Annotated in this window: 24 protein-coding genes; 8 read left to right on the top strand and 16 right to left on the bottom strand. The window is 54.5% G+C overall.

Annotated features, from left to right (window positions below):
• Positions 1-80: 80 nt before the first annotated feature.
• From melA to BCV73_RS00355, 3 genes are all read right to left on the bottom strand, one after another.
• Entirely contained in the window at positions 81-1,589 is a 1,509-nt protein-coding gene (gene melA / locus BCV73_RS00365; RefSeq protein ID WP_089545544.1) for an alpha-glucosidase/alpha-galactosidase, read from the bottom strand.
• Between the two features lie 141 nt (positions 1,590-1,730).
• Positions 1,731-2,678: an AraC family transcriptional regulator gene (locus tag BCV73_RS00360; protein WP_343219871.1), complete on the bottom strand. Its 948-nt coding sequence runs from the start codon at positions 2,676-2,678 to the stop codon at positions 1,731-1,733.
• Positions 2,679-2,707: 29 nt separating this feature from the next.
• Positions 2,708-3,484: an MBL fold metallo-hydrolase gene (locus BCV73_RS00355; RefSeq protein ID WP_089545543.1), complete on the bottom strand. Its 777-nt coding sequence runs from the start codon at positions 3,482-3,484 to the stop codon at positions 2,708-2,710.
• A gap of 447 nt (positions 3,485-3,931) precedes the next feature.
• On the opposite strand from BCV73_RS00355, the gene BCV73_RS00350 reads away from it, so the two are divergent.
• Positions 3,932-5,194, top strand: coding sequence for an MFS transporter (locus BCV73_RS00350; protein WP_076173432.1), 1,263 nt, complete (start codon positions 3,932-3,934; stop codon positions 5,192-5,194).
• Positions 5,195-5,267: 73 nt separating this feature from the next.
• Here the strand turns inward: BCV73_RS00350 and BCV73_RS00345 are convergent, their stop codons facing one another.
• The 8 genes from BCV73_RS00345 to BCV73_RS00310 all read right to left on the bottom strand — a co-directional run bounded on the left by BCV73_RS00345 (position 5,268) and on the right by BCV73_RS00310 (position 13,062).
• Positions 5,268-5,537 (bottom strand): hypothetical protein, encoded by a 270-nt coding sequence (locus tag BCV73_RS00345; protein WP_089545542.1) that lies wholly within the window; start codon positions 5,535-5,537, stop codon positions 5,268-5,270.
• Between the two features lie 311 nt (positions 5,538-5,848).
• A complete protein-coding gene (locus BCV73_RS00340) occupies positions 5,849-6,916 on the bottom strand; it encodes a sulfate ABC transporter substrate-binding protein (protein ID WP_089550042.1) in 1,068 nt (355 codons plus the stop codon).
• Positions 6,917-7,130: 214 nt separating this feature from the next.
• Positions 7,131-8,195: a sulfate/molybdate ABC transporter ATP-binding protein gene (locus BCV73_RS00335; RefSeq protein WP_076173434.1), complete on the bottom strand. Its 1,065-nt coding sequence runs from the start codon at positions 8,193-8,195 to the stop codon at positions 7,131-7,133.
• A 1-nt stretch (position 8,196) separates the two neighbouring features.
• Positions 8,197-8,994 carry a sulfate ABC transporter permease subunit gene (locus BCV73_RS00330; RefSeq protein ID WP_089545541.1) on the bottom strand — a complete coding sequence of 266 codons (798 nt, stop codon included), beginning with the start codon at positions 8,992-8,994 and terminating at the stop codon, positions 8,197-8,199.
• The gene (gene cysT / locus BCV73_RS00325) at positions 8,991-9,806 is read right to left on the bottom strand and encodes a sulfate ABC transporter permease subunit CysT (RefSeq protein WP_076173436.1); all 816 of its coding nucleotides are present in this window, start codon (positions 9,804-9,806) and stop codon (positions 8,991-8,993) included. The genes BCV73_RS00330 and cysT overlap by 4 nt, the downstream gene beginning before the upstream one ends.
• Before the next feature lie 323 nt (positions 9,807-10,129).
• Entirely contained in the window at positions 10,130-11,041 is a 912-nt protein-coding gene (locus BCV73_RS00320) for a DMT family transporter (RefSeq protein WP_089545540.1), read from the bottom strand.
• Positions 11,042-11,142: 101 nt separating this feature from the next.
• Positions 11,143-12,141, bottom strand: a complete 999-nt coding sequence (locus tag BCV73_RS00315; RefSeq protein WP_089545539.1) for an alpha/beta hydrolase — start codon at positions 12,139-12,141, stop codon at positions 11,143-11,145.
• Positions 12,142-12,177: 36 nt separating this feature from the next.
• On the bottom strand, positions 12,178-13,062 hold the full coding sequence (locus BCV73_RS00310; protein ID WP_089545538.1) for an MBL fold metallo-hydrolase: 885 nt from the start codon (positions 13,060-13,062) through the stop codon (positions 12,178-12,180).
• A gap of 300 nt (positions 13,063-13,362) precedes the next feature.
• Here BCV73_RS00310 and BCV73_RS00305 point away from each other — a divergent pair, with 300 nt between their 5' ends.
• Together BCV73_RS00305 and BCV73_RS00300 are read left to right on the top strand one after the other, a co-directional pair.
• Positions 13,363-13,908, top strand: coding sequence for a helix-turn-helix domain-containing protein (locus BCV73_RS00305; protein ID WP_089545537.1), 546 nt, complete (start codon positions 13,363-13,365; stop codon positions 13,906-13,908).
• Positions 13,909-14,034: 126 nt separating this feature from the next.
• Positions 14,035-14,436 carry a secondary thiamine-phosphate synthase enzyme YjbQ gene (locus tag BCV73_RS00300; protein ID WP_089545536.1) on the top strand — a complete coding sequence of 134 codons (402 nt, stop codon included), beginning with the start codon at positions 14,035-14,037 and terminating at the stop codon, positions 14,434-14,436.
• Positions 14,437-14,609: 173 nt separating this feature from the next.
• Here the strand turns inward: BCV73_RS00300 and BCV73_RS00295 are convergent, their stop codons facing one another.
• The 3 genes from BCV73_RS00295 to BCV73_RS00285 form a co-directional block, all read right to left on the bottom strand.
• On the bottom strand, positions 14,610-15,194 hold the full coding sequence (locus BCV73_RS00295) for a TetR/AcrR family transcriptional regulator (protein ID WP_076173442.1): 585 nt from the start codon (positions 15,192-15,194) through the stop codon (positions 14,610-14,612).
• A 5-nt stretch (positions 15,195-15,199) separates the two neighbouring features.
• Complete coding sequence (locus BCV73_RS00290) at positions 15,200-15,832, bottom strand: YigZ family protein (protein WP_076173443.1); 633 nt, start codon at positions 15,830-15,832, stop codon at positions 15,200-15,202.
• 107 nt (positions 15,833-15,939) lie between these two features.
• Positions 15,940-17,295: a glucose-6-phosphate isomerase gene (locus BCV73_RS00285; protein ID WP_076173444.1), complete on the bottom strand. Its 1,356-nt coding sequence runs from the start codon at positions 17,293-17,295 to the stop codon at positions 15,940-15,942.
• A 213-nt stretch (positions 17,296-17,508) separates the two neighbouring features.
• On the opposite strand from BCV73_RS00285, the gene BCV73_RS00280 reads away from it, so the two are divergent.
• A complete protein-coding gene (locus BCV73_RS00280; RefSeq protein WP_089545535.1) occupies positions 17,509-18,408 on the top strand; it encodes an NAD(P)-dependent oxidoreductase in 900 nt (299 codons plus the stop codon).
• Between the two features lie 122 nt (positions 18,409-18,530).
• Here BCV73_RS00280 and ppnP read toward each other — a convergent pair whose 3' ends face one another.
• Complete coding sequence (gene ppnP, locus BCV73_RS00275) at positions 18,531-18,848, bottom strand: pyrimidine/purine nucleoside phosphorylase (RefSeq protein WP_076173446.1); 318 nt, start codon at positions 18,846-18,848, stop codon at positions 18,531-18,533.
• Positions 18,849-18,898: 50 nt separating this feature from the next.
• Positions 18,899-20,941 (bottom strand): transketolase, encoded by a 2,043-nt coding sequence (tkt, locus tag BCV73_RS00270; protein ID WP_089545534.1) that lies wholly within the window; start codon positions 20,939-20,941, stop codon positions 18,899-18,901.
• A 437-nt stretch (positions 20,942-21,378) separates the two neighbouring features.
• Between tkt and BCV73_RS00265 the strand changes: the two genes are divergently transcribed.
• The 4 genes from BCV73_RS00265 (at position 21,379) to BCV73_RS00250 (ending at position 24,967) form a co-directional block, all read left to right on the top strand.
• A complete protein-coding gene (locus BCV73_RS00265; RefSeq protein WP_076173448.1) occupies positions 21,379-22,071 on the top strand; it encodes a response regulator transcription factor in 693 nt (230 codons plus the stop codon).
• 211 nt (positions 22,072-22,282) lie between these two features.
• Positions 22,283-23,203: an ATP-binding cassette domain-containing protein gene (locus BCV73_RS00260; RefSeq protein WP_089545533.1), complete on the top strand. Its 921-nt coding sequence runs from the start codon at positions 22,283-22,285 to the stop codon at positions 23,201-23,203.
• Complete coding sequence (locus BCV73_RS00255) at positions 23,200-23,949, top strand: ABC transporter permease (RefSeq protein WP_089545532.1); 750 nt, start codon at positions 23,200-23,202, stop codon at positions 23,947-23,949. The genes BCV73_RS00260 and BCV73_RS00255 overlap by 4 nt, the downstream gene beginning before the upstream one ends.
• A gap of 85 nt (positions 23,950-24,034) precedes the next feature.
• On the top strand, positions 24,035-24,967 hold the full coding sequence (locus BCV73_RS00250; protein ID WP_089545531.1) for a sensor histidine kinase: 933 nt from the start codon (positions 24,035-24,037) through the stop codon (positions 24,965-24,967).
• Positions 24,968-25,349: the final 382 nt, after the last annotated feature.

Here is a 25,349-nt window from a genome sequence, read left to right as displayed (position 1 = left end):
GCGAATCAGGATCACCGATCCTAGTTCGCTAGCTGTCTTTTTGTTTGCCGACTAATATTTCCCGGCTGCTGGTTTACCGTTTACTGAACCGCTTTGGCCCGGTCCTTGCCTTTATCCGACTCGCCGGCGTTTTTGTTGGCGGCTTCCCGGTCCTGCTGCATTTCCTCCACGGTCTTCACCTTGAGGCGTGCCGCGCCGCGGTATCCTTCCCGGGTCGGAATCAGGTTGCCGGAAGCCAGCCGTACCGACGCCTCGGCGATGGCATCCCCGTATTGCGGCAGCCACTGCTCCTGTGCCACGAGCATTTCGTCGACCATCTGCCAAATTTCGTTCGGGTTGCACACCGCGCCGACCAGCGGGTCCATCATGAACGCCTGGCGGAGCAGCTTGTCGTCGCCGTGCACGGCCGCTTCCACCGCCAGCCGCTGCACGGAAATGCTCGCATTGCAGACCGCCGCCGGTCCGAGCGGCAGATCCCCGACCACCGGCATGGAGATACCGTTGCGGTCGACGTATCCCGGAGCCTCGATGATCGCGTCATCCGGCAGATTGGTGATCACTCCGTTGTTGACCACGTTGAAATGCCCGCGGTACACCCGTCCTGTCTCCAAGCCTTCGATGATGTAGGACCCGTGCTCATGGCTGCGCTGGTCCTGCTTGTATTCGAACGGCTTCCCCTTCATCCAGTTGGGAAAATCGGTCTCAAACCAGTTGCGCCCTTCCGTGCAGACGCGAAGGTATCCTCCGGTCTCCCCGTTGATCCAGCTGCCGAGGTCGATCCAGTCGTTGATTTCGTCCGCCCGCTTGCGGTACCACGGAACATACTCGCTTAGATGTCCGTTCGATTCCGTGCTGTAATAGCCGAAGCGGCGCAGCATGTCGATCCGTACCTTTTCCGTCCGGCTGAAATCCGGATGCTTCTCGAACGCTTCCAGCAGCTTGCCCGTCAGGTCCTCCCCATTATGGCGGATCTGGATATACCATGTCTGATGGTTGATGCCCGCGCAGATGATATCCACTTCCTCCTGCTTCAGGCCAAAAGCTTCCGCAATTTGCCAGTGACCGCCCTGCACCCCATGGCACAGTCCGACCGTGCGGACCCCGCCGTACTTGTTGCAGGCCCACGTGAGCATCGCCATCGGATTGGCGTAGTTCAGCAGCAGCACGTCCTTGGACGCCATTTCGCGGATGTCCTTGCAGATGTTCAGCATCTCGGCGATGCCGCGCTGTCCGTACATGATGCCACCTGCGCACAGCGTGTCGCCCACGCATTGATCGACGCCGTATTTCAGCGGAATGTCCACATCCGTCGCGAACGCCTCCAAGCCGCCAACGCGGATCGTACAGATGACGTATTTGGCATCCTTCAGCGCCTCGCGGCGGTTCGTCGTCGCGTGAATGTTAATGTCCAGCCCGTTCTCCCGAATGTCCCGCTGGCACAGCTCGGTTACCATGTCCAGGTTGTGCGGATTGATGTCCGTAAAAGCAACTTCCACGTTATGAAATTCCGGAACGGACAACAGGTCGCGCAGCAGTCCACGGGTAAAGCCAATGCTTCCCGCCCCGATAAAAGTAATTTTAAATGACACGGCAAAAACCGCCTCCCTCAAGAATAGTCGCCAGGTTCAACCTGATACAGGTATTGTAGCAACCCTTTCCGGAAAAACGTTATCAAATTCATGACCTCTTTGCCAGAAAAGTGTCAACAATTCTCACTTTTTAGATTTGGATTAATGCACGTCACGGGAATCCACGTACCCTGCGATCCGGGAAGCCTTCCGGTATTCGACCGGTGTCTGGCCGGTATGCTTTTTGAACATCAGATGCAAATACTGGCGGCTGCCGATCCCTACATAATCCGCGATATCCGCCACAGGAATTTCCGTCTGCCGCAGGAGCATCGCCGTTTTGTCCATCCGGTAGGCGTTCAGGTATTCCATGATCGACATGCCTGTCTTCTGCTTGAATACCCGCTGCAAATACCCGGGATGAAGCCGGACATGCTCGGCGGCGTCTTTAACCTGGATGCTGCGATCGTAGTTCTGATACAGGTACTCGATGCACTGCCGCACGTACATGCTCTGCGTATCGGGACCGGCCTCCACGTATTCCTGATGCAGCCGGGCAATCCGGATCAGCAGCTCGGCGAGCATCAGCTGCGGCATTAGCTCCTGTCCGGATTCGGCGGCGTCCAGCTCCAGAACAAGATTTTTCAGCAGCTGATGCACGTCATGAAATTCCCTAAGCACGACATAGGGAGCCGGGTTCTGGAACAGCGCCGCCAGTGCCTCCTCTCCCTCGGCAAGCTGTTTCGTCGACGGCAGCACCCCATCCCGCTCAACAAATCGGAATTCGATGTTGAGCATCCGGCAGCGCCCCGTCACCAGTAGACGATGGGGAACGGTTCCGTCCAGCAGGATAAAGCCGCCCTTGGTCAGATGCACAACCGCTTCGTTTTCGCCAAACGGCTTCACCCCGACCGAACAGTTCCCGTCTATGACATACATGATTTCGGAAGAGTCATGGGTATGCAGCGCCATGTCAAAACCGTTCCACTCTTTAAAATAGTAGGCGCTCACCTCCGGACGGCAGTCCGCCAGCATCAGCTGTTCGGGAAATAATCCGCCGGGTTCCCATCCGTCCAATTCGCTGCCATTCCATCCACTGACGTTTGCCATGGATACGAACCTCCTTTTTCCCTTAACGGTCAGACCAGCTCAACCTTCATTCCGGCCACGGCTAGCGTCACCTGCGGAGGGAGCGGATAAGACCGGTTCAGGTCGATATCATGCGACATATGGGTGTAGACCGTTCGCAGCGGCTTCACCTCCTGCAGCAGCTCTGCCGCTTCCTTCATATCGTACACGGACCGGGTGGGATAAGGCGCCGTCTCATGAAAAAAGCTCGTCCCGAGCACCAGCAGATCCAGGCCGTGCAGCGGCCGTTTCTCCTCCTCGTTCAGACCGATCGAGTCCGAGCAGTACACCCAGCGGAAGCCCGGCTTCTCCAGCCGGTATGCATAGGCATAACCGTTCGCCCCATGCGTCACCTTCCACGTGGTGATGTTCCAGCCGCCAAGCTCGATTCCAGCATCAGCGGGAATCATTTGAAGCTGCCGGTGGATCCATGGAAACTGCCGCTGAATTTGGTCGAGCACCTCCTGCGGGGCATACAGCTCCCCTTTGACCTGCCTCCAGCGGCATTCATCCGCCCACTCGGGCAGCCCGCCGATATGGTCAAAATGCGCGTGTGTCACCAGCATCCGCGCCGTCGCCCGCTGCCCGATCGCTTCCATCTGGCTGCGCCAATCCGGCCCGCAATCGATAAGAAAGCTGTCGCTCTCCCCCTGCCCCTGGACGAGCACGGAAGAACGCAAGCGCCGGTTCATCCCCGTCGTCCGGGCCTCCTCGCACACCTCGCAGCTGCAGTACACGCGCGGTACGCCCATCGCGTCCCCGGTTCCCAAAAAGATCAATGCGTCCATTGCGTCCGTCATCTCCTTATTTTTCCTATGTATGTAGGGTGGTGGTTATATTCCTGATTCGTTACAGCTATATAGAATGAACTCAAGAAGTTCATGTTGAGGGGCTTGGATAAGCTGTTACAAAAGGGGGTTCAATTCAAAACTCGAGTTCAATCTATAATATGATACCATATTCGCCTTTCCGAGAGTTCTCGGTCCAGAGACCGACTACAAAATCATACCAGCGGCGATTTATGCCGGCCGCTTATTCGAGTACACTGAGATCAAAGCTGCGAACGACGGACGCATCAGGCACCGCTGTTAAAACTGCCCCTGACCGGCGCAAGCCGGACACAGATGATCGGATGAACCGCATGATGCGGGTGCCCGGTGCCTGGGAGAAGTCCATCAACCACTCAAGTTCGCCATATTTGTACCGTAAAATTTAGAAGAAACGAGGTCACCCGCATGGAACTTTTCCGCAATGCCACATTTGTTAAAATGTTTTTGGCCAACTTCGCGTCCCAGCTTGGGTCTATGGTTGGCAGCATGGCTTTCGCCTTTTATCTCGTCGACCGCTTCAGCAGCCAGCCTGCTTACGCCACGTTAGCCGAGCTGATGTATTCTCTGCCGACACTGGTCGTGTTCCTGTTCGTCGGCGTGCTTGCCGACCGACTCGACCGCAAACGTATCGCCGTCAACAGCGACTGGATCCGCGCGGTCCTCTCCCTGGTCCTGCTGCTCGCGATTTATGAAAACTGGATCGTCGGCGCGTTTGCCCTTCTATTTCTGCGCAGCGCCATCTCGAAGTTTTTTGCACCCGCCGAAATGAGCCTGCTCCAGGGGGTCATGAAACCCGAACAATACGTGCAGGCGTCCAGCCTGAACATGTCCATCTCGGGCGTATTCATGCTCTTCGGCATGAGTCTCGGATCGGCAGCTTACTATTACCTCGGTATTGAAGGCGCCATTCTGATCGACATGGCCAGCTTCGTCATCTCCGCCCTGCTTCTCATGTCATGCCGTTTCCCGCAGCATGTCTCCCAGCCCAACGGCAAAGTACGCTTGAAAGACCTGAATCTGAAAAGCATCGCCGCCGACTTCGGCATGGGCTTTCAATACATCGTCCGTTCGCGCCTGCTGCTGGCGATTATTCTCGGCTTTTTCTTCTTCGGCATCGTCAACGGCGTGTTTTCGATCCTGCCCCTCTTTACGATGAAATACAAGCTTAGTCCGGAGCACTACGAGGTGTACACACCTTTAGTAATGGTATTCCTCGGGATCGGCTACCTGGTCGGCAGCGCAATCAGCACCCTGCTTATCAAAAAGATCGGTAAAGTCGGCGTGCTGATCACCGGATTGTTCCTCATCGGCATCATTACGCTGGTCGCCGGCGGTTTCCACCACATTCAGCTGTACCTGGGCACGATGGTGCTGCTCGGTGTGATCCTCGCTCCGATCAACGTTGTGCTGGGCGGATGGCTGCCGGAGCTCGTCGAGCCCCAAAGCATGGGCCGCGTCAGCGCCTGGATCGAGCCGCTCAACACGACCGGCCAGGCGATCGCGCTCGGATTTCTGGCCGTCGCCTTCCCCGGCCTGGTATCCGTCACCGCACTGTACTGGATTCTGGCGGCCAGCATCTTTATCGTCAGCGTTTATTACCTCGCCGTCCTGCCTTCGCTCAGCCGCAGGCACCAGCAGCAGGAGATGAACGTCGAAATGCCCGGCTGATGGCCGGGCTTTACTTAAAAAAGAAGAAAGCCCCTTCCCATAAAGGAAGGGGCCAGTATGTAACTGGTTCTTACTAATAAATTGTCAGCGCCGCAGCCACGGTAACCCCAATAAAGCATATGTTCCCGATCGTATTGATCATTTTATCGCTGCCGAAGCTGATTTTGACTCGGCGCACCACACTGAAGAAAAGCATCACGCCCACCATATGAATTACAAACCGCATCGGCGAATCCGATTCATTCACATAACCGACCAGCATCTTGCTACAGAATATCCACAGTACGGCCAAAAACGTAAACAATGCTGCACTGTACAGGTACCGCGAAACACCTTTTACCATGGAATAACCGCTCCTTCCGTCTGGCTTATAGGACACTTCCAACTGACTATTGTCTAAACCTATTTTCTGACTGGTCTAAAAATATCATTACTCCAACTCTACCTTTAACTTTAACATAGAACAGTTATTTTTCCAACAATTCCCTTATCCATAAAAATGTCAGACTCTAGTTTTCGGATCAACTTGTCCGGGATCAACCCACATAACGGTTACTCCCACATTACTACGCTGCCAGCCAATCTCACTGGCACACAAAAAAGCAGGCCCCGCCAAGCGGTCGCCTGCTTAAACCCTGCTCCGATTTCTGCCACTCAAATCCCCGCCAGCACCTGGTACCACACACCCCGCTTGGAGTAGAGCGTGCTGCGCACCTCATCCCATCCGCCAAGGTAGCTGATATCGAACAACCCTTTCGGCACCGGGTACTTGGAAGCGTTGGCCTTCAGCACCTCGTCATCGACGGGCCGGAAGCCGTGTGCGGCGAAGATTTCCTGTGCTTCCTTGCTCCACAGGTACTTCACGAAGGCCTCGGCCACCTTGGTGGTGCCGTGCTTCTTGGCAAAAGCGTCCACGACGGCGGCCGGATTCTCGATCAGAATCGTGTTCTCCGGAATGACGACGTCGTATTTGACGCCCTGCTGGATGCGCGCCAGAAGCTCATTCTCGTACGTGACGATGACGTCGCCCACGCCGTACTCGAACGCCGCCATAGACGCCCGGCCGCTCTTGTCGAGCGACTCCACGTTCTTGTGGACCTGCTTCAGGAAAGCTTTGGCCGCGGCCGGATCCTTGTGCCCCTGCTGCTCCGAAGCTTTCAGACCTGCGCCGTAAATCGCGTTGATGTCCCACTGCGCCCCGCCCGAAGTCTTCGGGTTGGGGTACAGCACTTTGACCCCCGGCTTGGTCAGGTCCTTAAAATCCTTGATCCCCAGCGGGTTCCCTTCCCGCGTGCCCAGCACGACGATGGACCGGGTGACCATGCCTTGATCCGGATGTTTCGTCTTCCAGTCCTTGTCGATGAGGCCCGCGCTGACGAGCTTGTCGACGTCCCCCTCCATCGCGAGCAGCGTGACGTCGGCCTCAAAGCCGCCGGCAATCGCCCGCGCCTGGGTTCCCGACGCCTCATAGGACTCCTGGAATTTGACCGTCTGCCCGGTCTTCTCCTTCCACTCCTGCTGAAACTTCGGCAGGATGTCGGCCATCGCATCCTTCGCCACGCTGTACGCGCCGATCACCAGGGTGACGTCGCCGCCCGCTGCTGATACGGTGCCATTCACCGGAGCATCCTTGCTGCAGCCGGTAAAGACGAGAATGCAGGCCAGCAGCAGAGCGCCGAGAAGACCCGGGCGGAGTGCCGGCTTTCTATCGTGATTTTGCATCGTCTGCTTTCGCATCGTCTGCCACTCCTTTAGGCTGAAACTTGCCGTGTTTGCCGCATCAGCCTGCCGGAGGGCAGGCTGGAATCGTAATACGGATGATCTTCACAGAAGCGGTATGGCTGTGTCATCTCTAAATTACGGAAGTATCCGCACTAAAAGTAAGTATTTTCCGAGGACCAATATAAGATCTCAAATAAGCGATACTCCGATCCCTTTAAATAATGACCGGCATCGGGTCCACCTTAAGCCGGTTTTCTTCGATCCAGCTGCGCTCATCGTTAAACAGGTACGCGCGGTGCACCAGCACCCGTACCGGCTGTCCCGGCTGCAGCGTATCCTTCTCCAGCGATCGGTACGTCATCAGCTTGTGGCTGCCGACTTCGACCTCCACCATCCACTCGCTGCCGCGGAAATGCAGATGGCGCACGATGCCTTCCTCCGTCGCGGACAGCACCCGGAATTCGTCGGGCCCGCCGACTTCGATGTACTCCGGCCGGATGAGCGCCCGGGTACCGCTGCCCCCGGCAGCTTCCTCGAAGCCTTTCAGCTCACGCGCATTCTCCACCACGGTGGACTCCCCGATAAAGGTCGCGACGAACGGCGTCTTCGGCTCCTTGTAAATATCCCACGGGGTGCCCTTTTGCTCCAGGCGTCCCTGATTAATGATCATAATTTCGTCAGCTACCTCGATCGCCTCGTCCTGGTCATGCGTCACGAAGATCGACGTGATGCCCACCCGCTCGATCAGCTCCCTGAGCCAGGAACGGAGCTCCTGCCGGATCTTGGCGTCGATCGCCGCAAACGGCTCATCCAGCAGCAGCAGCTGCGGCTCCGGCGCGAGCGCCCGGGCAAAGGCGACCCGCTGACGCTGCCCGCCGGAGAGCTGCTGCGGATAACGCTTCTCAAAACCCGCCAGCCCGGTCAGCTCGACCAGCTCCATAACCCGGTCCTTGATCTGCGACTTCGGCGTTTTCTTCACTTTCAGGCCAAAAGCAATATTGTCGAACACCGTCATATGCTTAAACAACGCGTAGTTCTGAAACACAAAGCCGATGCCCCGCTCCTGCGGCGGAAGCGCGTTGACCAGCTCTCCGTGGAAACGGATTTCCCCGCTGTCCGGCGTCTCCAGCCCCGCAAGCATCCGCAGAATCGATGTTTTGCCGCCGCCGCTCGGCCCGAGCAGACCGATCAGGTGGCCCTTTTCAATCCCAAAATGCACATCCTTTACGGCATGAAAATCACCAAAATGCTTGTTCAATCCGCGAACTTCCACATGCATATCAGCGCACTTCCCTTCTTTTTTTGGCCCATTCCATCAGGAGGAGCAGACTTACCGAAAAAGCAGCCAGAACCAGCGCAACGCTGTTGGCCGAAATGACATTGAAGTTTTCCACGTCCTGGTATACCAACGTCGTCGCCGTTTGGGTCCTGTTAATGATATTACCCGATACGACGAGAACCGCTCCGAACTCACCCAGCGAGCGCGCCACCGTCAGCACGATGCCGTAAATGACCGCCCAGCGGATCGATGGCCAGGTTACTTTCCAGAACGTCGTCCAGCCGTAGGCCCCCAGCGTCGAGGCGGCTTCTTCCTGCTGAGCCCCGATTTCCTGCAGCACTGGCATCACCTCGCGCACCATGAGCGGAAAAGTGACGAACAGCGTAGCAATGACCATCCCCGGAAAGGCGTACACGATTTTAAAGCCAATATCTTCGAAAAAGGTCCCCACCGCGCTTCCCGGCCCCAGCAGGAGCACGATCATCAGCCCCCCAATCACGGGGGACACCGCATACGGCAGGTCGACGATGCTGTTCAGAAACCGCCGGAGCCCGCCGCTCATCCAGCTGCCGCGAACGAGATAGATAGCCATCATCATGCCAAGCAGCGTGTTCAGCACCGTCACAGTGACGACGATGAGCCCGGTCATCATCAGGGCGTGCAGTGCCTCAGGCCTTGCCAGGGCATCGCCCAGACCGCTCAAACCACCTTCGAAGGCACCCATGACCATTTTGCCGAGGGGAGCGATCAGCAGCAGGAAAAAGACCAGGTATGTCAGCGTAATCCACAGTTTCTTCATGCTCTCTTCCCCTTCGTCTGCACAAAATTCACGACCCAGAGTATGACAAAAGACAGCGTCAGCAGCAGAATCGACACGGCGGCGGCCCCGGCAGTATTGTCGCTCTCAACCTCCCCGTAAATAAACACGGAGGCGATCAGCGTCCGGCCCGGGATGTTGCCGGCCACGAGCACGACGGCCCCAAACTCCGCCAGCGCCCGGGAAAAGGCCAGCATTCCTCCGCTGAGCATACCCGGCAGCATGGACGGCAGCACGACTTGGAAAAAGATTTTGGTTCCCGAAGCCCCCAGTGTCCGTGCCGCCTCCTCCTCGGAAGGATCAATCTCCTCCAGCAGCGGCTGCACCGCGCGGATGACGAAAGGAAACGTGACGAACACCATGGCGATGACGATCGCCGGTTGATGGAACACGATTTCGAAGCCGAGCGCCTCGGCGGCTCCGCCGATCAGGCTGCCCGGTCCGAGCAGAAGCAGAATCATGAGGCCCCCGACCGCGGTCGGCAGGGCAAACGGGAGATCCACCAGACTGTTCAGCAGCGATCTGCCCGGAAAACGGTAGCGGACGATCACCCAGCCGATCATCGTACCGATTAGAACGTTAATCATCGTGGCCACGAGGGCCAATTTCAGCGTAAGGAGCACGGATTTCCACGCGATCGGGTCTTTCACGCTTTCCGCAAAAGCGCTCCATCCCAGCGAGAACGAATGATAATACACTCCCAGCAAAGGGAGCACGACCAGCAGTACAAAATAAAGAAGAACGGTGCTTCGAAAACCCCAGGTCCAGCCTTTATGTCGCAGCAGTGTATTCACTTGACCCCTCCCTGCCTCCGGGAATCGGCCCGGTCGGCGCTTGACGATTGATGATTTCCATTATAGATTAAATTATTCCTATTTGACTACTTGGTTTTTGCTTATCAGTACTTTACCAAAAACTGTCTCACACCGTCAATACAAAAATAGATTTATTTCCAGTCTCCGTTTACGCCGCAAAGAAAAGAGCCTGCACGAGTGCAGGCCCTGCATTTTTCAGTCCAGAACATTCGGCCCGTTTCGGGGCAAAGTCAAGGTCTAACCGTGATGATCCTTTGCCTCATCGAGACCGTCGGCGATGGAACTCCCAGCACTCCACTCTGTTATCGCTTCACCACAGACATATGGAGTTGATCGGCATGCGCAGTTCTTTTCGAACGTCTTTGGAAGGTTGCCAGGATGACGCCGCAAATAATCAACACCGATCCCGCAACTTGAATGTAGCTGATCGGCGTACCTAGAATGAAGTAGCCTGACACCATCGCAACAAATGGCTGCAAATTCAGAAACAGGGACGCGGTCGCGGCACCTACCTGGTGAATTTGAGCGTTCCAGACGACGGCGCATAATCCTTGGATAAGCAGCGCGGACCCAATTAAGACAAGCCACCATACATAGTGTGGACGAATCTCAGCATGCGGTTCGATCCAGATCGATACCGGGAGTACTGCAATAAAGCCCAGCATCGTAGAGTAAGCCGTTGCCACAAGCGGTTCGATGCGCTCTGTCAGCTTTTTCATGAGAACGACAGACCCTGAAAATGCCAGCATGCAAATCAGCATCCATCCAATCCCGGACGAGATGCGAAGCATAAAACCTGCGCCATTTACTACAACGAAAAAGACACCGGCAAAGGCGACGACCGACCCCATCGTCATCCGAAGCGTAAACGGTTCCTTCAGAAACAAGCGGGCAAACAGCGCGGTACAAATCGGTGATAATGATAATATCAATGAAGCCGTCGTCGCATCGACCGTGCGCAGCCCCGTAAAGAAGGTGACTTGATGCAGCAGCATCCCCACTAGAGCATACGGTATGAAGTACACGGCATCCCGCAGCGAAACCCGCACCCATCGGCGGGTCACAATCAAATAAACGAGCAGGAACACCGAGGAGACGAAAAGCCGATAGGCCGATAGATGCAGCGATGGAAATGCTTGCAGCAAAAGCGAGCCCAGTACAAAGTTGCTACCGTAGAGTGATGCGCAAAACAATAGAAGCAGATAGGATCGCAAACGATTCGCCTTCTTTCAAAAAAGTGGGTACGAAAAAAGCCTGCGGCAGCATGCCGCAGGCCTCGTTTTAGGCATATGAAACTTCGGGCACTGCACCCGGGTTATTTCGCCGGGATGTACGTTTCGTCCAGGAAGCTGCGGATCGCTTGGAAAGCCTGCATCCTGTTTTTCTCTAACAGCACCATATGTGTTCCTTCCCCAATCTCTACCCAGCGGCGATAAACGGCGCCGGTCAGTGACGTGAAGAAGTTTTGCGCCAAATCAAGAGGCACATCGATGTCCCATTCCGCGTGAACAAGAAGGACAGGCACCGTGATCTCCTTAGGCTCATAAAAAGCTCTGTTAGCCGTCCAGTATTCACGGATGTCCAGAATCGGCCCATTGGTCGCCCGGATATGTCCCGGATGGACGCTTTGGCTTCCCGGATCGGAAGCTAACGTTGCTTCGGTCCATTGTTCGAACCAGCCTTCCGGAATCAAATCGTTGCGTTTATCTTCAGGGGCGGCGCTTAGCCAGCGTTCCTTCGTGCTTCCGACCGGAACGAGACGATAGGAGCCGAGTGGACCTCCGTTATCGATAGGGACAGGTTTCGTGCTCAGCCACTGAGGTGCGACAAGAATAAGCTTGTTTACTTTATCGTTGTTTCGGCTCGTATACGCACCGGCGACCGTTCCGCCCCAGGACATTCCCAGAATGTTGACCTTCGATAAATTCCGATGTTTTAAAACGAAGTCTACCGCCGAGCCCAGGTCGCGAACCCCGGTTTCCGTGCGAACCAGCGGAGGGTTGGAGTCAGCGGGCTGCTCCATCTCAGGGGGTCTTGTCGAACCCCCGTATCCGCGTACATCTACGGCATACACATCGTAACCATGGCTTGCCAAATAGTCCAAGAACGTGAAACTATCCAATTCAACGTCATACAAACTGCCAATCGGATATGTGGCACCGTGAACCATGACAATCGTTTTCTCGTTCGTGAACGTGTTCATGGAAGCCGGACGTTTGTTGCGTACATAAAGTTCGATTCCGAGCGTATCGCTGGGGATACGGTGGTCTTCGGTCAAAATCGGTGTATCGTGCCTAAAATCGTTTGTCGTCATGGTGTCAGCACCTTTCAATGTAATTAGGGTCGTTTATTAGATGAATTCCCATTTGAATCCGTTGCCGTCACGAGTCACGTACCCCGCAGAACTCCCCGGAAAATGGGTACTGAAATAAATGATGGGCCGATCCGCGACATAATCCAATACCCTGCGCCGGGAGACGCGTGCTTGTTCCGTGAATTCGCAATACATGGAATTCCACTCGGGATGATACACCTGAAACGGATGGTGCATCACGTCAGCACCGAACAAAGCTTCTTCTCCGCCGGACGTGAGGCTGATCGACATTTGACCGATGCTATGGCCGGGAGTCGGAATAAATTTGAACATATCGAGGAACTCTCCCCCCTCTGGAGGAATTGTCTTCACCAGTCCAGCTTCGACGACAGGCAAAACGCTCTCTTCGTATGCGTTAAAGTTAGGCTCGTTTTCTTTATTGTGGCTGGCCGGGCTGGAGTAATATTGTTGTTCCGAAAGCGGAAATACATAGGTGGCGTTCGGAAACGTCGGTACCCAATTACCGCCTGCAAGCCTTGTATTCCAGCCGACATGATCCACATGCAAATGCGTCAACAGGACATAGTCCACGTTTTCCGGCGTAACCCCCGCCTCCAGGAGACGATCAAGATACGGCAGCTTTAGATTAGACAATTCCGGATTATACGGAAGATTTTTATCATTTCCCGTGGCTGTATCAATAAGGATCGTATGGTCCGGAGTCTTCACGACCCAAGTTCCAATACTAACGACAAGCTGAGAATCCCCGTCGATTAGGCCGGCAGGCAGGGTATCCCGATTCTTTTCCAGAAACGCAGGGTCCCACGAGCCCGCAAAATAAATTTCCGGCGGGACGCCGCTCAGCGTCATTTCCGTGACACGGGTTACGGTTGCGTCGCCTACTTGATAGACTTTGTTCATTTGAAATCCTCCGGTTTTCTTTCTAAATCGTAGATCGTTCGAGACAACTATTATAATGGGATTCTGAAAGCATCCCGAAAATTTCGCTCAATATGGAAATGGTTGAAGGAATTCGTAAATACCCGGGTATGAGACTGCACATCAACCTTGATATAATAGTAGTTCTTAAAGCCTGATATTACAACGGTTTTACAGCGTAATTCGCTCTGCTTCAAAGTGCTTGATACCACTGCAAATATCCGATATGATACACGTAAAAATTACGTTCACAGCGAAATTTTCAGTTGAGGGGGACTTCAGATGAATTCAATCGGCGATACTATTCGAAATACGAGAAAAAAACAAAAATTGACGCTCAAAGAGGTTTCCACCATGGCCTCCATCTCTTTGTCTTTTCTCAGTGAAATCGAACGCGACAAAGTGAATCCATCCCTAAGCGTTCTCAAGCGTATAGCAAACGCTCTAGGTGTGAATTTTACCGATCTGTTTGGCGAGGAGAAACGAAGCATCGTCATCAGAAAAAACGAACGAAAACCTCTCGTTCACTCCGAGGGTTCCAGAATAACTTGGTATGCTCTCAGTCATGGAAGCGGCAATAAGATGGGACCGATTTGGGGAGTTCTCGAAAAAGGCGCAACATCAGGGGACGTCAGCGTTGGCCATCCCGAAGGGGAAGAGTTTCTTTATATCCATACCGGACGATTGGAGTTCATCCTTGGAAATGAACGGTTCACGCTCGAAGAAGGCGACAGCATTTATTACGATGCCCGAACGCCGCATAGTTACAAAAATATCGCCGAGGGGGAGACGCTGCTGATTGCCGTTCCCTCTCCAGCTTCTTTCTAGATTAACTTTATCCTGTGGAGGAATAGGCCCGCCCGTTCATTGTGCTTACTGCGCAGCAGCTGTATCATAGGCTTATAACATGTCCAATATTAGGTAAAATACACTTTAGGAAAGGAGACATACGACATGCTGCATACCCTTGAATTAAGTACGGCGTCACGGGACGAAATGAGGGATATTACCCGCGAGATTATCTCGCTAGTTCATCAGAGCGGGGTCAAGGAGGGGACGGTGCTGATTTACTGCCCGCACACGACCGCCGGCATCGCTATTAACGAAAACGCCGATCCGGACGTCAAGCATGATGTGCTGCTGCGTTTGGATGAGGTGTATCCATGGGAGCATCCAAAATACCGCCATGCCGAAGGAAACACGGCTTCCCATTTGAAGTCGATCACGTGCGGACCTTCGCAGACCGTGATCATTACGGAAGGTGAGCTGCTGCTCGGACGCTGGCAGGGGATTTATTTTTGCGAGTTTGACGGGCCGCGCCGCAGACAATACCATGTAAAAATTATGGAGGGATAAGGAAGCCTGCCGTATCCCCAAAAGCACGCATGACAAAACAGGTGTCGGGGTGTGAGGCATTTCTGCATGCCCTCCCCTTCACCTTATTTTTTTCAGCTGCGCTCACACTCACCACAGCATTTATACGTTGGCGCAATACCAATTCACCGTTATAAAGTAAGTATCTAAAAAAATTACCGCAGACTGCGGCAGCATATCTTCACATGCGTGATGGCCGCGGGTTTGATCTCCTCAAAAGTCACGCGATCCTGGATGTAATACGATATGAATCCGTGCATGGACAAAAATAACGTTAACGGCAGATTGCGGCAATGATCGGGGCCGTGCTCCTCCTCGTTCATATATCGGCGCACCATGGAGGCAAACAATTCGAAGCAGCGCCCCTGCTCAGAACGGCAGTAGGACAGCAGTTCTTCGTCCCGGATCATGAACATGATCTCGTACTGATAAGGATGGTCCAGGCCGAAACGGATGAACTCCAGCATGAGCTGTTCCACCTTGGTCAAGTCCTGGGTCGGAGCGACCTTGAGCACCTTATTCAGCTGTACAGCGAGATTGTTGAAATCCTCAACCACGATGGCGTAGAACAATTCTGCCTTTTCCTTGAAATGATAGTATAAGGAACCATGACTGTAACCTAAATGCTGACCAATACTGCGCATAGAAATGGCCCGGTATCCCTTGGTCACAAACAAATGCCTGGCCGCCTCCAGAATCCTCTCCCTCGACAACTCCTGTTCCACTGCTCTTCTTGCCATAGACCTTATTCCCCTTCAATAAAATAAAGCTTTTCGCCCTCCGTAATCAGGGATTGCCCCTGCGTCAAATCCACCATCCACGACATAAACGTCTCCGCTTCGCGGTCTTCCGGCAGGCACGTCAGCCGCACCTTATCCGTAAACACCGTTTCCCCCATTCGGACCTCACGGCCCCGGAGCTCGTTCTCGACCTTCCCCAGCCAGGTATAGTCGATTTCAACAAAAATCTCGCGGTGAAGCACGCGCGTAATCGCTTCCCCCGCTTCAATCGCCGCCACAGCACCGTCCGTGTATGCCCGGATCAGTCCTCCCGCCCCCAGCATGATGCCGCCGAAGTACCGGGTCACGACGATCGCCACATTTTTCAACCCTTGATTGCGGATCACCTCGAGAATCGGCTTGCCGGCCGTTCCGCTCGGCTCCCCGTCATCCGACTGCTTCTGGATTTCATCCCTCTCCCCGATCATGTAGGCGGAGCAGTTATGCGTGGCATTCCAGTGCAGCTTCTTGATCTCTTCAATAAAAGCGTTTGCATCATCTTCGCTGTCCACCGGTTTCACATGGCCGATAAAACGGGACTTCTTAATGACAATTTCCTTGGATCCCGCCCCCCGGACGGTCCGATAGCGATCAATCATGTTCATGCCCTTTCTTATTTGCCAAGAAAGCAGTCCCCCGCTGTTGATTAACCGGTGAACTGCTTCCCTAGCTTTGTATGTCTATTCAAAAGTTGCTGATGTTATTCTTATTCGGACAGTCTTGCTTCCAGCTTCGCTTTTTCTTCCTCATAGCCCGGTTTGCCGAGCAAAGCGAACATGTTCTTCTTATAGGCTTCAACGCCAGGCTGGTCAAACGGATTGACGCCAAGCAGATAGCCGCTGATACCGCACGCCTTTTCAAAGAAGTACACCAGATATCCGAAGGAATACGGAGTCATATCCGGTACAGTTACGATCAAGTTAGGAACCTGTCCGTCTGTATGTGCCAACATCGTGCCTTGGAAGGCCTTTTTGTTGACGAAATCCATCGTTTTGCCAGCCAGGAAGTTCAGGCCGTCCAAATCGTCCGGATCGCTTTCGATCGTAATTTGCTTCGCTACATTGTCCACCTGGATGACGGTTTCGAAAATGTTGCGGCTGCCTTCCTGAACGAATTGTCCCATGGAGTGCAGATCGGTCGAGAAGTCGACGGATGCCGGATAAATGCCTTTGTAGTCCTTGCCTTCGCTTTCGCCGTACAGCTGTTTCCACCACTCGGATACGAAGTGAAGAGAAGGCTCGTAGTTCACGAGAATCTCGATAGCTTTGCCTTTGCGGTACAGTGCGTTACGCACGGCAGCGTATTGGTAGCTGAGGTTCTCATGCACGTTCGGGTTGCTGAATTCCTTGGAAGCGTCAGCGGCACCCTGCATCATCTCTTCGATGTTGATTCCGGCAGTAGCAATTGGCAGCAGGCCAACCGCAGTCAGTACGGAATATCTTCCGCCCACGTCGTCCGGAATGATAAAGGACTCATAGCCTTCTTCATTCGCAAGCTTCTTGAGGGCTCCTCTTTCCTTGTCGGTTGTTGCATAGATACGCTTGCGGGCCTCTTCCTTGCCGTATTTCTTCTCCAGCTCGGCTTTGAAAATACGGAATGCAATGGCAGGCTCCGTCGTTGTGCCGGACTTGGAAATGACATTCACGGAGAAGTCCTTGCCTTCGATCAGATCGAGCAAATGCGCCACGTAAGTGGAGCTGATGTTGTTGCCGGCAAAATAGACTTCAGGCGTCTTGCGCTTGTCCTTTGGTAATACATTATAGAAGGAATGGGACAGAGCTTCAATCGCGGCACGTGCGCCGAGGTAAGATCCGCCGATTCCGATGACGATCAGAACGTCAGAATCGCTTTGGATTTTCGCTGCTGCTTTCTGGATGCGTGCAAATTCTTCCTTATCGTATTGGGTAGGAAGATCGATCCATCCCAAGAAGTCAGAACCTACGCCTGTCTTGTTATGAAGCTGCTCGTGAGCGAGTCGGATCGGCTCTGCCAGATAATCCACTTCGTGCTGACCGATAAAGGAGAGCGCCTTACTGTAATCGAAATTTAATTTGGTAGACATATCTAATGTAAACCTCCTAGTTTGGCTTCATCTCTATTCTATTTACGCTCCGAAAAAAACAGCTTTAGAATAGGATACTGTAATTTCACTGCATTTGGCAAGGACAATATGAAGCTTATCCACCCACAATTTCACTTCTCCCCCCATGGATTGTCGCATGGCCTCATGGTAAACTTAATGAATGCTTATATCTCACAGGAAAAGGTGATTCTCATGAAAAAAATAGGCTTCATCGGACTGGGCACCATGGGAGCGCCCATGGCTTCCAATTTGTTAAAACAAGGTTACGAGGTAACCGTCTATAACCGCACGGCTTCCAAGGCCGAAGCGCTTGTCCGGGAAGGCGCGTCCCAAGCCGCCACTCCTGCCGAAGCGGCCTCAGGACAGGATGCGGTCATCACAATGGTCAGCAATGACGATTCCATCCGCGAGGTGTTTTACGGCGAGGACGGCATTCTGAAAACGCTGGCTCAAGGCACCACCGTCATAGACAGCAGCACCATTTCCCCGGGGCTCGTCAAAGAGCTGGCCGCCGAGGTTCACAAGCTCGGAGCCCATTTCCTCGACGCACCGGTGACCGGCAGCAAGCCGGCGGCCATCGACGGCACACTCGTTTTTATGGTCGGCGGAGAAGCTTCCGTGCTGGAAGCCGCATCCGGCCTGTTTGATACGCTGGGCAAGAAGGTCATCCATATGGGACCAAGCGGCAGCGGTTCTGTTGCCAAGCTTGCCCATAACACAATGGTCGGCATCAACAACCTGGCCTTGGCGGAAGGCTTCGCCATCGCCGCCAAATCCGGCATTCCTGCCGACAGCTTCCTCGAGCTGGTGCAGCTCGGTTCGGCCGGCAGCAAGGCCGCGGACCTGAAAGGCCGGAAGATCATCGACCACGACTTCAGCAACCAGTTCTCCCTTGCGCTGATGCTCAAAGACTTGAAGCTTGCCTCCTCCCTCACCGACGCCACCGGCGTACCGTCCCCGATGCTGAATTTGGCAAAAAGCCTATTTCAAGCCGGGCAGACGCAGGGCTTCGGAGATGAGGACCTGTCCGCTGTCGTCAAATGCTATGAAGCATGGATCGGACAGACGATCGGCGGCAAGCCGCTGCAATAATGGACAGGCTCCTTCCATATACAGCCATAGGTTGAATGGAACGGCTCCAAATTATGCAGAAAAAATGAGTTTACCGGAGAGAAAAGGGTAAGTCCGCCAGATGACGGACTTACCCTTTTTCGTTACTCCGCCGGGTAGGAGCAGCAGTAATCGGTTACGCTGAACACTTCCAGAGCGAATTTGGAATGGGCAGGCACGTGAAACGTGTGTGCTCCCTGAATTTCTTGCCAGGATTCTTCACCGGGAAGAAGGACCTTCAGGTGGCCGGACAGGATTTCCATAATTTCAGGACCGTCCGTCCCAAATTCATACGTGCCCGGAAGCATGATTCCGAGCGTAACCTTGCTACCATCTTCCAGAATGACGGTGCGGCTGGTCACCTGGCCGTCATAATAGACGTTGGCTGCTTTGACGATGGTGGCATTGCTGAACTGCGACATGTGCTCACTGCTCCTTTTGAACTCAAAATATGAATTAAACGGCTATGACCTTACAGCAGCCCTTTGACACGGCTGACTACATTGTCCACCGTAAATCCGTATTCTTCGATGACGCGGTTGCCAGGAGCGGATGCGCCAAAGATGGAGATGCCGAGAATGTCGCCTTTGTCGCCGACATAGCGTTCCCAACCGAATGGCGAAGCCATTTCGATGGCAAGGCGCGCTTTGACGTCAGGCAGCAGGACGGAATCTTTGTAAGCTTGATCTTGTTTTTCGAACAGATCCCAGCTTGGCATGCTGATGACGCGAACTTCGATGCCCTCTTTGGACAGCGCTTCGGCGGCTTTCACAGCCAGCTGTACTTCGGAACCCGTTGCGATGATTTGCGCTTGAGGTTTGCCGTTCTTCGCGTCAGCTACGACATAAGCACCGCGCTTGATGCCTTCGCGTGCGCCCTCAGCCGTAGCGGCCAGGATTGGCAGGTTTTGGCGCGTCAATACGAGCGCTACCGGGTTCTCTTTATTTTCAACAGTATAAGCCCAGGCAGCCGATGTTTCGTTGGCGTCAGCCGGACGGATCACAGTCAATCCAGGAATGATGCGCAGCGATGCCAGCTGTTCGATCGGTTCATGGGTAGGACCGTCTTCACCAACCGCAATACTGTCATGAGTCAGAACATAAGTGACAGGCAGCTTCATGATGGAAGCCAGACGAACCGCCGGACGCAGGTAGTCGGTAAATACGAAGAACGTACCGCCGAATACTTTCACTCCACCATGCAGCATCATACCGTTCATCACGGCAGCCATCGCGAATTCGCGTACGCCGAAGTAGATGTTGCGGCCTTCGCGGCTGTCAGGCGTGAAGTTGGCCAGGTTGTTCAGGTGAGTCATCGTGGAGCTTTCCAGGTCCGCGGATCCGCCCAGCAGCTGTGGTACGCCGCCTGTAAGACCGTTCAGGGCGTTACCGGAAGCAACGCGCGTCGATACGGCTTTGTCTTCCACGGAATACTTCGGAAGGTCTTTATCCCATCCTTCAGCAAGGTCGCCGGCAACAGCCTTTTCGAATTGAGCGGCCAGTTCAGGATAAGCTTTCTTGTAAGCTTCGAACTGCTCGTTCCATTCTTTGTTGACTTTTACGCCGTGTTCTTTCACTTTCGCGAAATGAGCACGAACTTCTTCAGGCACGTAGAAGTCTTCTTCGTATACCCATTTGTAGAATTCTTTGGTCAGCTTGGCTTCTTCCGCACCCAGCGGGGATCCGTGAGTACCGCCATGGCCGCCTTTACCTTGTTTGTTCGGGCTTCCGTAACCGATGATGGTTTTCACTTCGATCAGGGTCGGTTTGCTCGTTTCGGCTTGTGCTTCCGCAATGGCTTTCTCGATGGCCGGAAGATCGTTGCCGTCTTCCACGCGCAGCACTTGCCATCCGTAGGCTTCGAAACGCTTCTGTACGTTTTCGGAGAAGGACAGGTTAAGTTTACCGTCGAGGGAAATGTCATTGGAATCGTACAGCATGATCAGCTTGCCGAGCTGTTGATGGCCCGCCAAAGAAGCAGCCTCATGCGAGATACCTTCCATCAGGTCGCCGTCGCCGCAGATTGCGTACGTATAGTGGTCAACCACTTTGTAGTTGTCTTTGTTGTAAGTTGCAGCCAGCTGTGCTTCAGCCATTGCCATACCAACGGCCATAGCCACGCCTTGTCCAAGAGGACCTGTCGTTGCGTCAACGCCAGCGGTGTGACCGAACTCTGGGTGACCTGGAGTCAGGCTTCCCCATTGACGGAATTGTTTCAGTTCTTCCATTGGAAGATCGTATCCGCTCAGGTGAAGCAGGCTGTACAGCAGCATAGAGCCGTGCCCAGCGGAGAGAACAAAACGGTCGCGGTTAATCCAAGTCGGATTCTCCGGATTGTGGTTCATCGTCTTTGCGAACAACTGGTATCCCATTGGTGCAGAGCCCATCGGCATACCCGGATGTCCGGAGTTGGCTTTCTCGATCGCATCGATCGCGAGGGTACGGATCGTCGTAATCGACAGATTATCGATGGTCGCGTTCTCGGCCTTGTCAATCGCTTGATTCTTGTCAGTCATGGTTATCCTCCTCAGTATTTCTGGGAAATTAACATGAAGCGGGCACACTTGAAAGCACGGAAAAACCCGGCGGCTTAGAAGAACATCCGCTTGAATGTTTCATTTTGACTTATTATAACACTTGCCTTTCTTCTTTTCCATAACCTTTATCACCATTCCCCATGAAGAAGGTCATTATGCGGAGCAAATCAGATCGGATAAAGGGGCAGCGGATCCCGCCCGAAGCCAAGAGCCGGGCGGAATTGGGCGAAGTCTCGCCCTCCATCGGTCTGGCAATAGTTTCAAACTTTTTTCATGTACCTCAGGGGGTTGACGCGCCCTTCCATCTATGACCCGCACGGTCCGGTCCTGAAACAGCAAAAACCATTGGAAACAGCCGTTTCTTCGAGTATGATAGTTCGTAACTCAACTGCATGTAACCGAGGTGAAAACGTCAAATGAACGGAAATACGCACATTCTGGTCGTGGAAGACGACAACGACATCAGCCGCCTGCTATGCAGCATCGTCCGCCGCAGCGGATATACCGCACAGCCCGCTTTTTCCGGAACCGAGGCCCTCATTTATTTGAAGCAGCAGCCCTGGGACATGGTCCTTCTGGATTTGATGCTTCCCGGCTTATCCGGCGAGGAAGTTCTGAACGAAGTTCGGGAACACGGCGCTCCGCCGGTGATGATCATTTCCGCCAAGGGCGACCAGTCCGGAAAGATCGCCGCCCTCCGCGGCGGTGCCGACGACTATATCACGAAGCCGTTCGACATCGAGGAAGTATCTGCACGCATCGATTCGCATCTTAGACGGGTCCATCGTGCCGCGAACTCCGCCAAGCCGGTCATCTATTCGCATAAAAATTTGCTGCTCGACCCGGAAGCCAAAACCGTACACGCCGACGGCGAGCCGATTTCCCTGACCGCCCGCGAATTCGATATCCTCCACCTGCTCATGGCATCGCCCAAAAAGGTATTTTCCAAATCCAATCTGTATGAAAGCATCTGGGGCGAGGAGTTTCTCGGGGATGACAATACCGTCAACGTACATATGAGCAATCTGCGCAGCAAACTGGCCAAGGCTTGCCCCGGCGAGGAATGGATTGAAACCGTCTGGGGGATCGGCTACCGGCTAAAGCCGTGAGAAGCCGTGAGAAGCAGGTGGAGCTTAGGTCCGCTGCCTTTTAGGGCTGTACAGCCGAATCCTTCAACAGCATAGCGTTATCCGCTACAGTCTTGTACCGGCCGCAGTCGGCTCTTCAGACTTAAGCCTTTCTTAAGAATTGCCTTAAACTTCTCTTACGCTTTCCGGAATACACTGAGCCTATCACTGGAGGGAGGCTGATGAGAAAACCATGAGCGAATATGTTCTTCGCACCACCAATCTCACCAAAACGTTCAAAAACGGCATCGCTTTGGATAAGGTGAATCTCTCGATCAAACGGGGATCCATTTACGGATTCATCGGGCAAAACGGAGCCGGCAAATCCACGCTCATCCGCATCGCCGCGGGGCTGGCCTTTCCGACGGAAGGCTCAGTGGAGCTGTTCGGATACAGCGGTCCTTCGGAAACAAACGAGGCGCGCAAACGCATCGGGTCGATCATTGAAAGTCCGGCGCTGTTCCCGCAAATGACTGCGGAGGAGAACGTCGAAGCCAACCGGCTTCTGCGGGGCATTCCCGGAAAAGATATCGTCAAGCGATCGCTCGAACTGGTGGGCCTGGAAGGAACCGGTCGGAAAAAGGCGAAAAACTTCTCGCTGGGCATGAAGCAGCGTCTGGGCCTGGCGATCGCCCTGCTGGGTGATCCGGAATTTCTCATTCTGGACGAGCCCACCAATGGGCTTGACCCCATGGGCGTCGTCGAAATGCGCGAGCTGCTCAAGCGGCTGAACCAGGAACGGCGGATCACCATCCTGATTTCCAGCCATATTTTAAGCGAGCTGCATCTGCTGGCCACCCATTACGGCATCATTCACCGCGGCGTCCTGCTCGAGGAGCTGACGGCCAAGGAACTGCAGGAGAAATGCCGGCAGTTCATTCATATCAAAGTCAACGACCCCGCCGCGGCGGCATCGGTCCTGCAGAACCGTCTGGACACCACGGAATTCGAGGTCATGCCGGACGGGTCCATCCAGCTCTACGATCATTTGGAGCATCCCGGGCGCGTATCGACCGCATTAGCCGCATCCGGCCTGGAGATCGAGCAGTTTATGCCGAAAGGCGAAGACCTGGAGACATTTTTCACGAAAAGGATCGGAGGTTTGCAGCCATGAGCAACGTCATCAAAGCGGAATGGTTCAAGCTGCGTAAGGACCTCTCGTTCCGGACCCTGCTCCTGTGCATTGCGGCGGCCGCCATCGTGTATCCTCTGCTCGTCATCATGGACCATACCGCTGGCGAGCCGGAAGTCACGAGCCTGGAGTTTATGCAAAATGTGCTGGCCGGCAACGCCTATGTGCTGAAGTTTTCCGCCGCCCTGCTGGCCGGTTTCTTTATTTCCAGCGAATATTCGACCGGCGTCATGAAATGCATCGCCTCTTCCGGCAACAGCCGGATCCGGCTGTTCGCCGCAAAGCTGCTGGTCTTCACCGTTGGTACGGCCTTGCTTGCGCTCACCCTGCCTGTGGTAGCGACAGCCGTGATGGTGATCGCAAATGGGGATGCGGGATCGTTACCACTGCCTTTTGTACTGCAGGCCCTGGGATTTACCGTACTCTATGCGGCCGGATTCGCCGGCATTGCCGCCTTGTTTTCAACCTTGCTGACCGACAGCGGCAAATCGATCGGCTTCCTGTTTATCCTGTTCCTGCTGGCTGATTCCCTGTTCGCCGGAGCCGGAGGATTCATTCCCTTCATCGGCACGCTGTACGACTACTCCATCTTCAAACTGGTCAACAACGTGCCGATCATGGAACGAAGCGGTGGACAACTCAGCGCCATGGTCGTGGTTCCGGTCGTTTGGTTCCTGATGTTTGGAGCTTTGGGAATTCTGGCCTTCCGGAAGAAGGAGATTAAGTAAGAAGCAGCCCCATACCAACAATGAGCTGCAAGGCAGTGAATCTATTTTCGCGGGGAACCATCTAACCAAAGGAGGCGGACAAACGATGCTCTACATCACCATTGTCGCTGTCGCCGTAATTACTCTGCTCGTCGCCCGCCTCCTGCGGATGCGCAGGGAACTTCGGCGGGTAACCGCCCAGCTGAAGAGCTACAACGAAGGCAAATCGGGCAAAAAAACCGATTTGTCTTATTACGAAAAAGATCTTGAATCGCTTGCGGCTGAAATCAACCGTCTGATAGACCGGGTGACCGAAAGCGGCGCCCTGCAGCGCCGAACGGAAAACGAGCTGAAGCAGGCGATCGCCAACATGTCCCACGATATCCGCACGCCGTTGACGTCGATCTTCGGCTATATTCAGCTGCTTGAGGCCGAGGACCTCAGTCCCGAAGAAAAGCATGCCTACTTAAGTGTGATCAAACACCGTTCGCAGCGTCTGCAGGCGCTGCTGAACGATTTTTTCGAGCTGTCCGTGATCGAGTCCACCGATTACGAGCTAAAGCCGGCACGCATTCGTTTCGTCCCGGTGCTGCAGGACGTCATCATGAGCCTGTACGACCAGTTCACCGACTGCAGTATCACCCCTCTACTGGAGTTTCCTGAAGAGGAGATCATCGGGTTCGCGGATGAGTCAGCCGTCAAACGGGTCATCGAAAACCTGCTGCTCAATACGATCAAGCACACGCGCGGCGAAGTCGGCATCGGGCTGAAGCGGCAAAATAACGAGGCGGTATTGGTCATCCGCAATGATGCCCCGCATCTCGCCGGCACCGATCCCTCCCTGCTGTTTGACCGGTTCTATACAGCCGACCAAACGCGCTCCGGTAAAGGGACCGGACTCGGCCTGTCCATCGCCCGCAGCCTGATGGAGAAGATGGGCGGCCGGCTGTCCGCCGAGCTGAGCGGGGACGTGCTGACGATGACATGCCGCTGGGAGCTTACCAACGGCGGGATTTCGCAGGGAGTGTCGGTTACCTGAGAGAAGATGTTGTAATGGAAAATTCACATATTGTAATTGAAAATTCATATGAAAAAGAACCCCTTGGAATGGCATTCACTGGCGGGCCTCAGCCCTCCTGCCTTCAAGGGGTTCTTTGGTTTGAGTAAATTTGGCGCGGGTCCGCGCCCTAGCGCGAGTTCCGCTTACGGGCGGCCAGCAGGCGGTCCATCGCTGCGGACCGCTCTTCCTCCGGCTGCGGCGGGCTTTGCGCCGCAGCTTCCTTGCCCGGCCCGACCTCCGGCGGCCGGGCTGTTGGCGCCCCGCGCGGCGGCGAAGGTGAAGCCGCCGGGCGGGACGGCCCCGAAGCCGGACGCTCCGCTCCGGCTTCCTGCGGGCTGCGCCCGCTGGCGCCGGCCGCGCC

Origin of the sequence: Paenibacillus sp. SSG-1 (genome assembly GCF_002224835.1) — a bacterium.
GTDB classification, from domain to species: Bacteria; Bacillota; Bacilli; order Paenibacillales; family Paenibacillaceae; genus Paenibacillus_AQ; species Paenibacillus_AQ favisporus.
The sequence above is the reverse complement of the archived record's forward strand: the minus strand, read 5'-3'. Positions and strand labels throughout refer to the sequence as shown.

What these genes read in the sequence shown, in the direction of transcription:
- BCV73_RS00280 (WP_089545535.1), top strand. Translation starts at nt 17,509, where the DNA reads ATGAAAAAAATAGGCTTCATCGGACTGGGCACCATGGGAGCGCCCATG.
- BCV73_RS00340 (WP_089550042.1), bottom strand. Translation starts at nt 6,916, where the DNA reads ATGCAAAATCACGATAGAAAGCCGGCACTCCGCCCGGGTCTTCTCGGC.
- tkt (WP_089545534.1), bottom strand. Translation starts at nt 20,941, where the DNA reads ATGACTGACAAGAATCAAGCGATTGACAAGGCCGAGAACGCGACCATC.
- BCV73_RS00350 (WP_076173432.1), top strand. Translation starts at nt 3,932, where the DNA reads ATGGAACTTTTCCGCAATGCCACATTTGTTAAAATGTTTTTGGCCAAC.
- BCV73_RS00310 (WP_089545538.1), bottom strand. Translation starts at nt 13,062, where the DNA reads ATGAACAAAGTCTATCAAGTAGGCGACGCAACCGTAACCCGTGTCACG.
- BCV73_RS00355 (WP_089545543.1), bottom strand. Translation starts at nt 3,484, where the DNA reads ATGGACGCATTGATCTTTTTGGGAACCGGGGACGCGATGGGCGTACCG.
- BCV73_RS00250 (WP_089545531.1), top strand. Translation starts at nt 24,035, where the DNA reads ATGCTCTACATCACCATTGTCGCTGTCGCCGTAATTACTCTGCTCGTC.
- BCV73_RS00260 (WP_089545533.1), top strand. Translation starts at nt 22,283, where the DNA reads ATGAGCGAATATGTTCTTCGCACCACCAATCTCACCAAAACGTTCAAA.
- BCV73_RS00290 (WP_076173443.1), bottom strand. Translation starts at nt 15,832, where the DNA reads ATGATTGATCGCTATCGGACCGTCCGGGGGGCGGGATCCAAGGAAATT.
- BCV73_RS00305 (WP_089545537.1), top strand. Translation starts at nt 13,363, where the DNA reads ATGAATTCAATCGGCGATACTATTCGAAATACGAGAAAAAAACAAAAA.
- BCV73_RS00335 (WP_076173434.1), bottom strand. Translation starts at nt 8,195, where the DNA reads ATGCATGTGGAAGTTCGCGGATTGAACAAGCATTTTGGTGATTTTCAT.
- BCV73_RS00255 (WP_089545532.1), top strand. Translation starts at nt 23,200, where the DNA reads ATGAGCAACGTCATCAAAGCGGAATGGTTCAAGCTGCGTAAGGACCTC.
- BCV73_RS00300 (WP_089545536.1), top strand. Translation starts at nt 14,035, where the DNA reads ATGCTGCATACCCTTGAATTAAGTACGGCGTCACGGGACGAAATGAGG.
- BCV73_RS00330 (WP_089545541.1), bottom strand. Translation starts at nt 8,994, where the DNA reads ATGAAGAAACTGTGGATTACGCTGACATACCTGGTCTTTTTCCTGCTG.
- BCV73_RS00315 (WP_089545539.1), bottom strand. Translation starts at nt 12,141, where the DNA reads ATGACGACAAACGATTTTAGGCACGATACACCGATTTTGACCGAAGAC.
- ppnP (WP_076173446.1), bottom strand. Translation starts at nt 18,848, where the DNA reads ATGTCGCAGTTCAGCAATGCCACCATCGTCAAAGCAGCCAACGTCTAT.
- BCV73_RS00285 (WP_076173444.1), bottom strand. Translation starts at nt 17,295, where the DNA reads ATGTCTACCAAATTAAATTTCGATTACAGTAAGGCGCTCTCCTTTATC.
- BCV73_RS00295 (WP_076173442.1), bottom strand. Translation starts at nt 15,194, where the DNA reads ATGGCAAGAAGAGCAGTGGAACAGGAGTTGTCGAGGGAGAGGATTCTG.
- BCV73_RS00265 (WP_076173448.1), top strand. Translation starts at nt 21,379, where the DNA reads ATGAACGGAAATACGCACATTCTGGTCGTGGAAGACGACAACGACATC.
- BCV73_RS00345 (WP_089545542.1), bottom strand. Translation starts at nt 5,537, where the DNA reads ATGGTAAAAGGTGTTTCGCGGTACCTGTACAGTGCAGCATTGTTTACG.
- BCV73_RS00360 (WP_343219871.1), bottom strand. Translation starts at nt 2,678, where the DNA reads ATGGCAAACGTCAGTGGATGGAATGGCAGCGAATTGGACGGATGGGAA.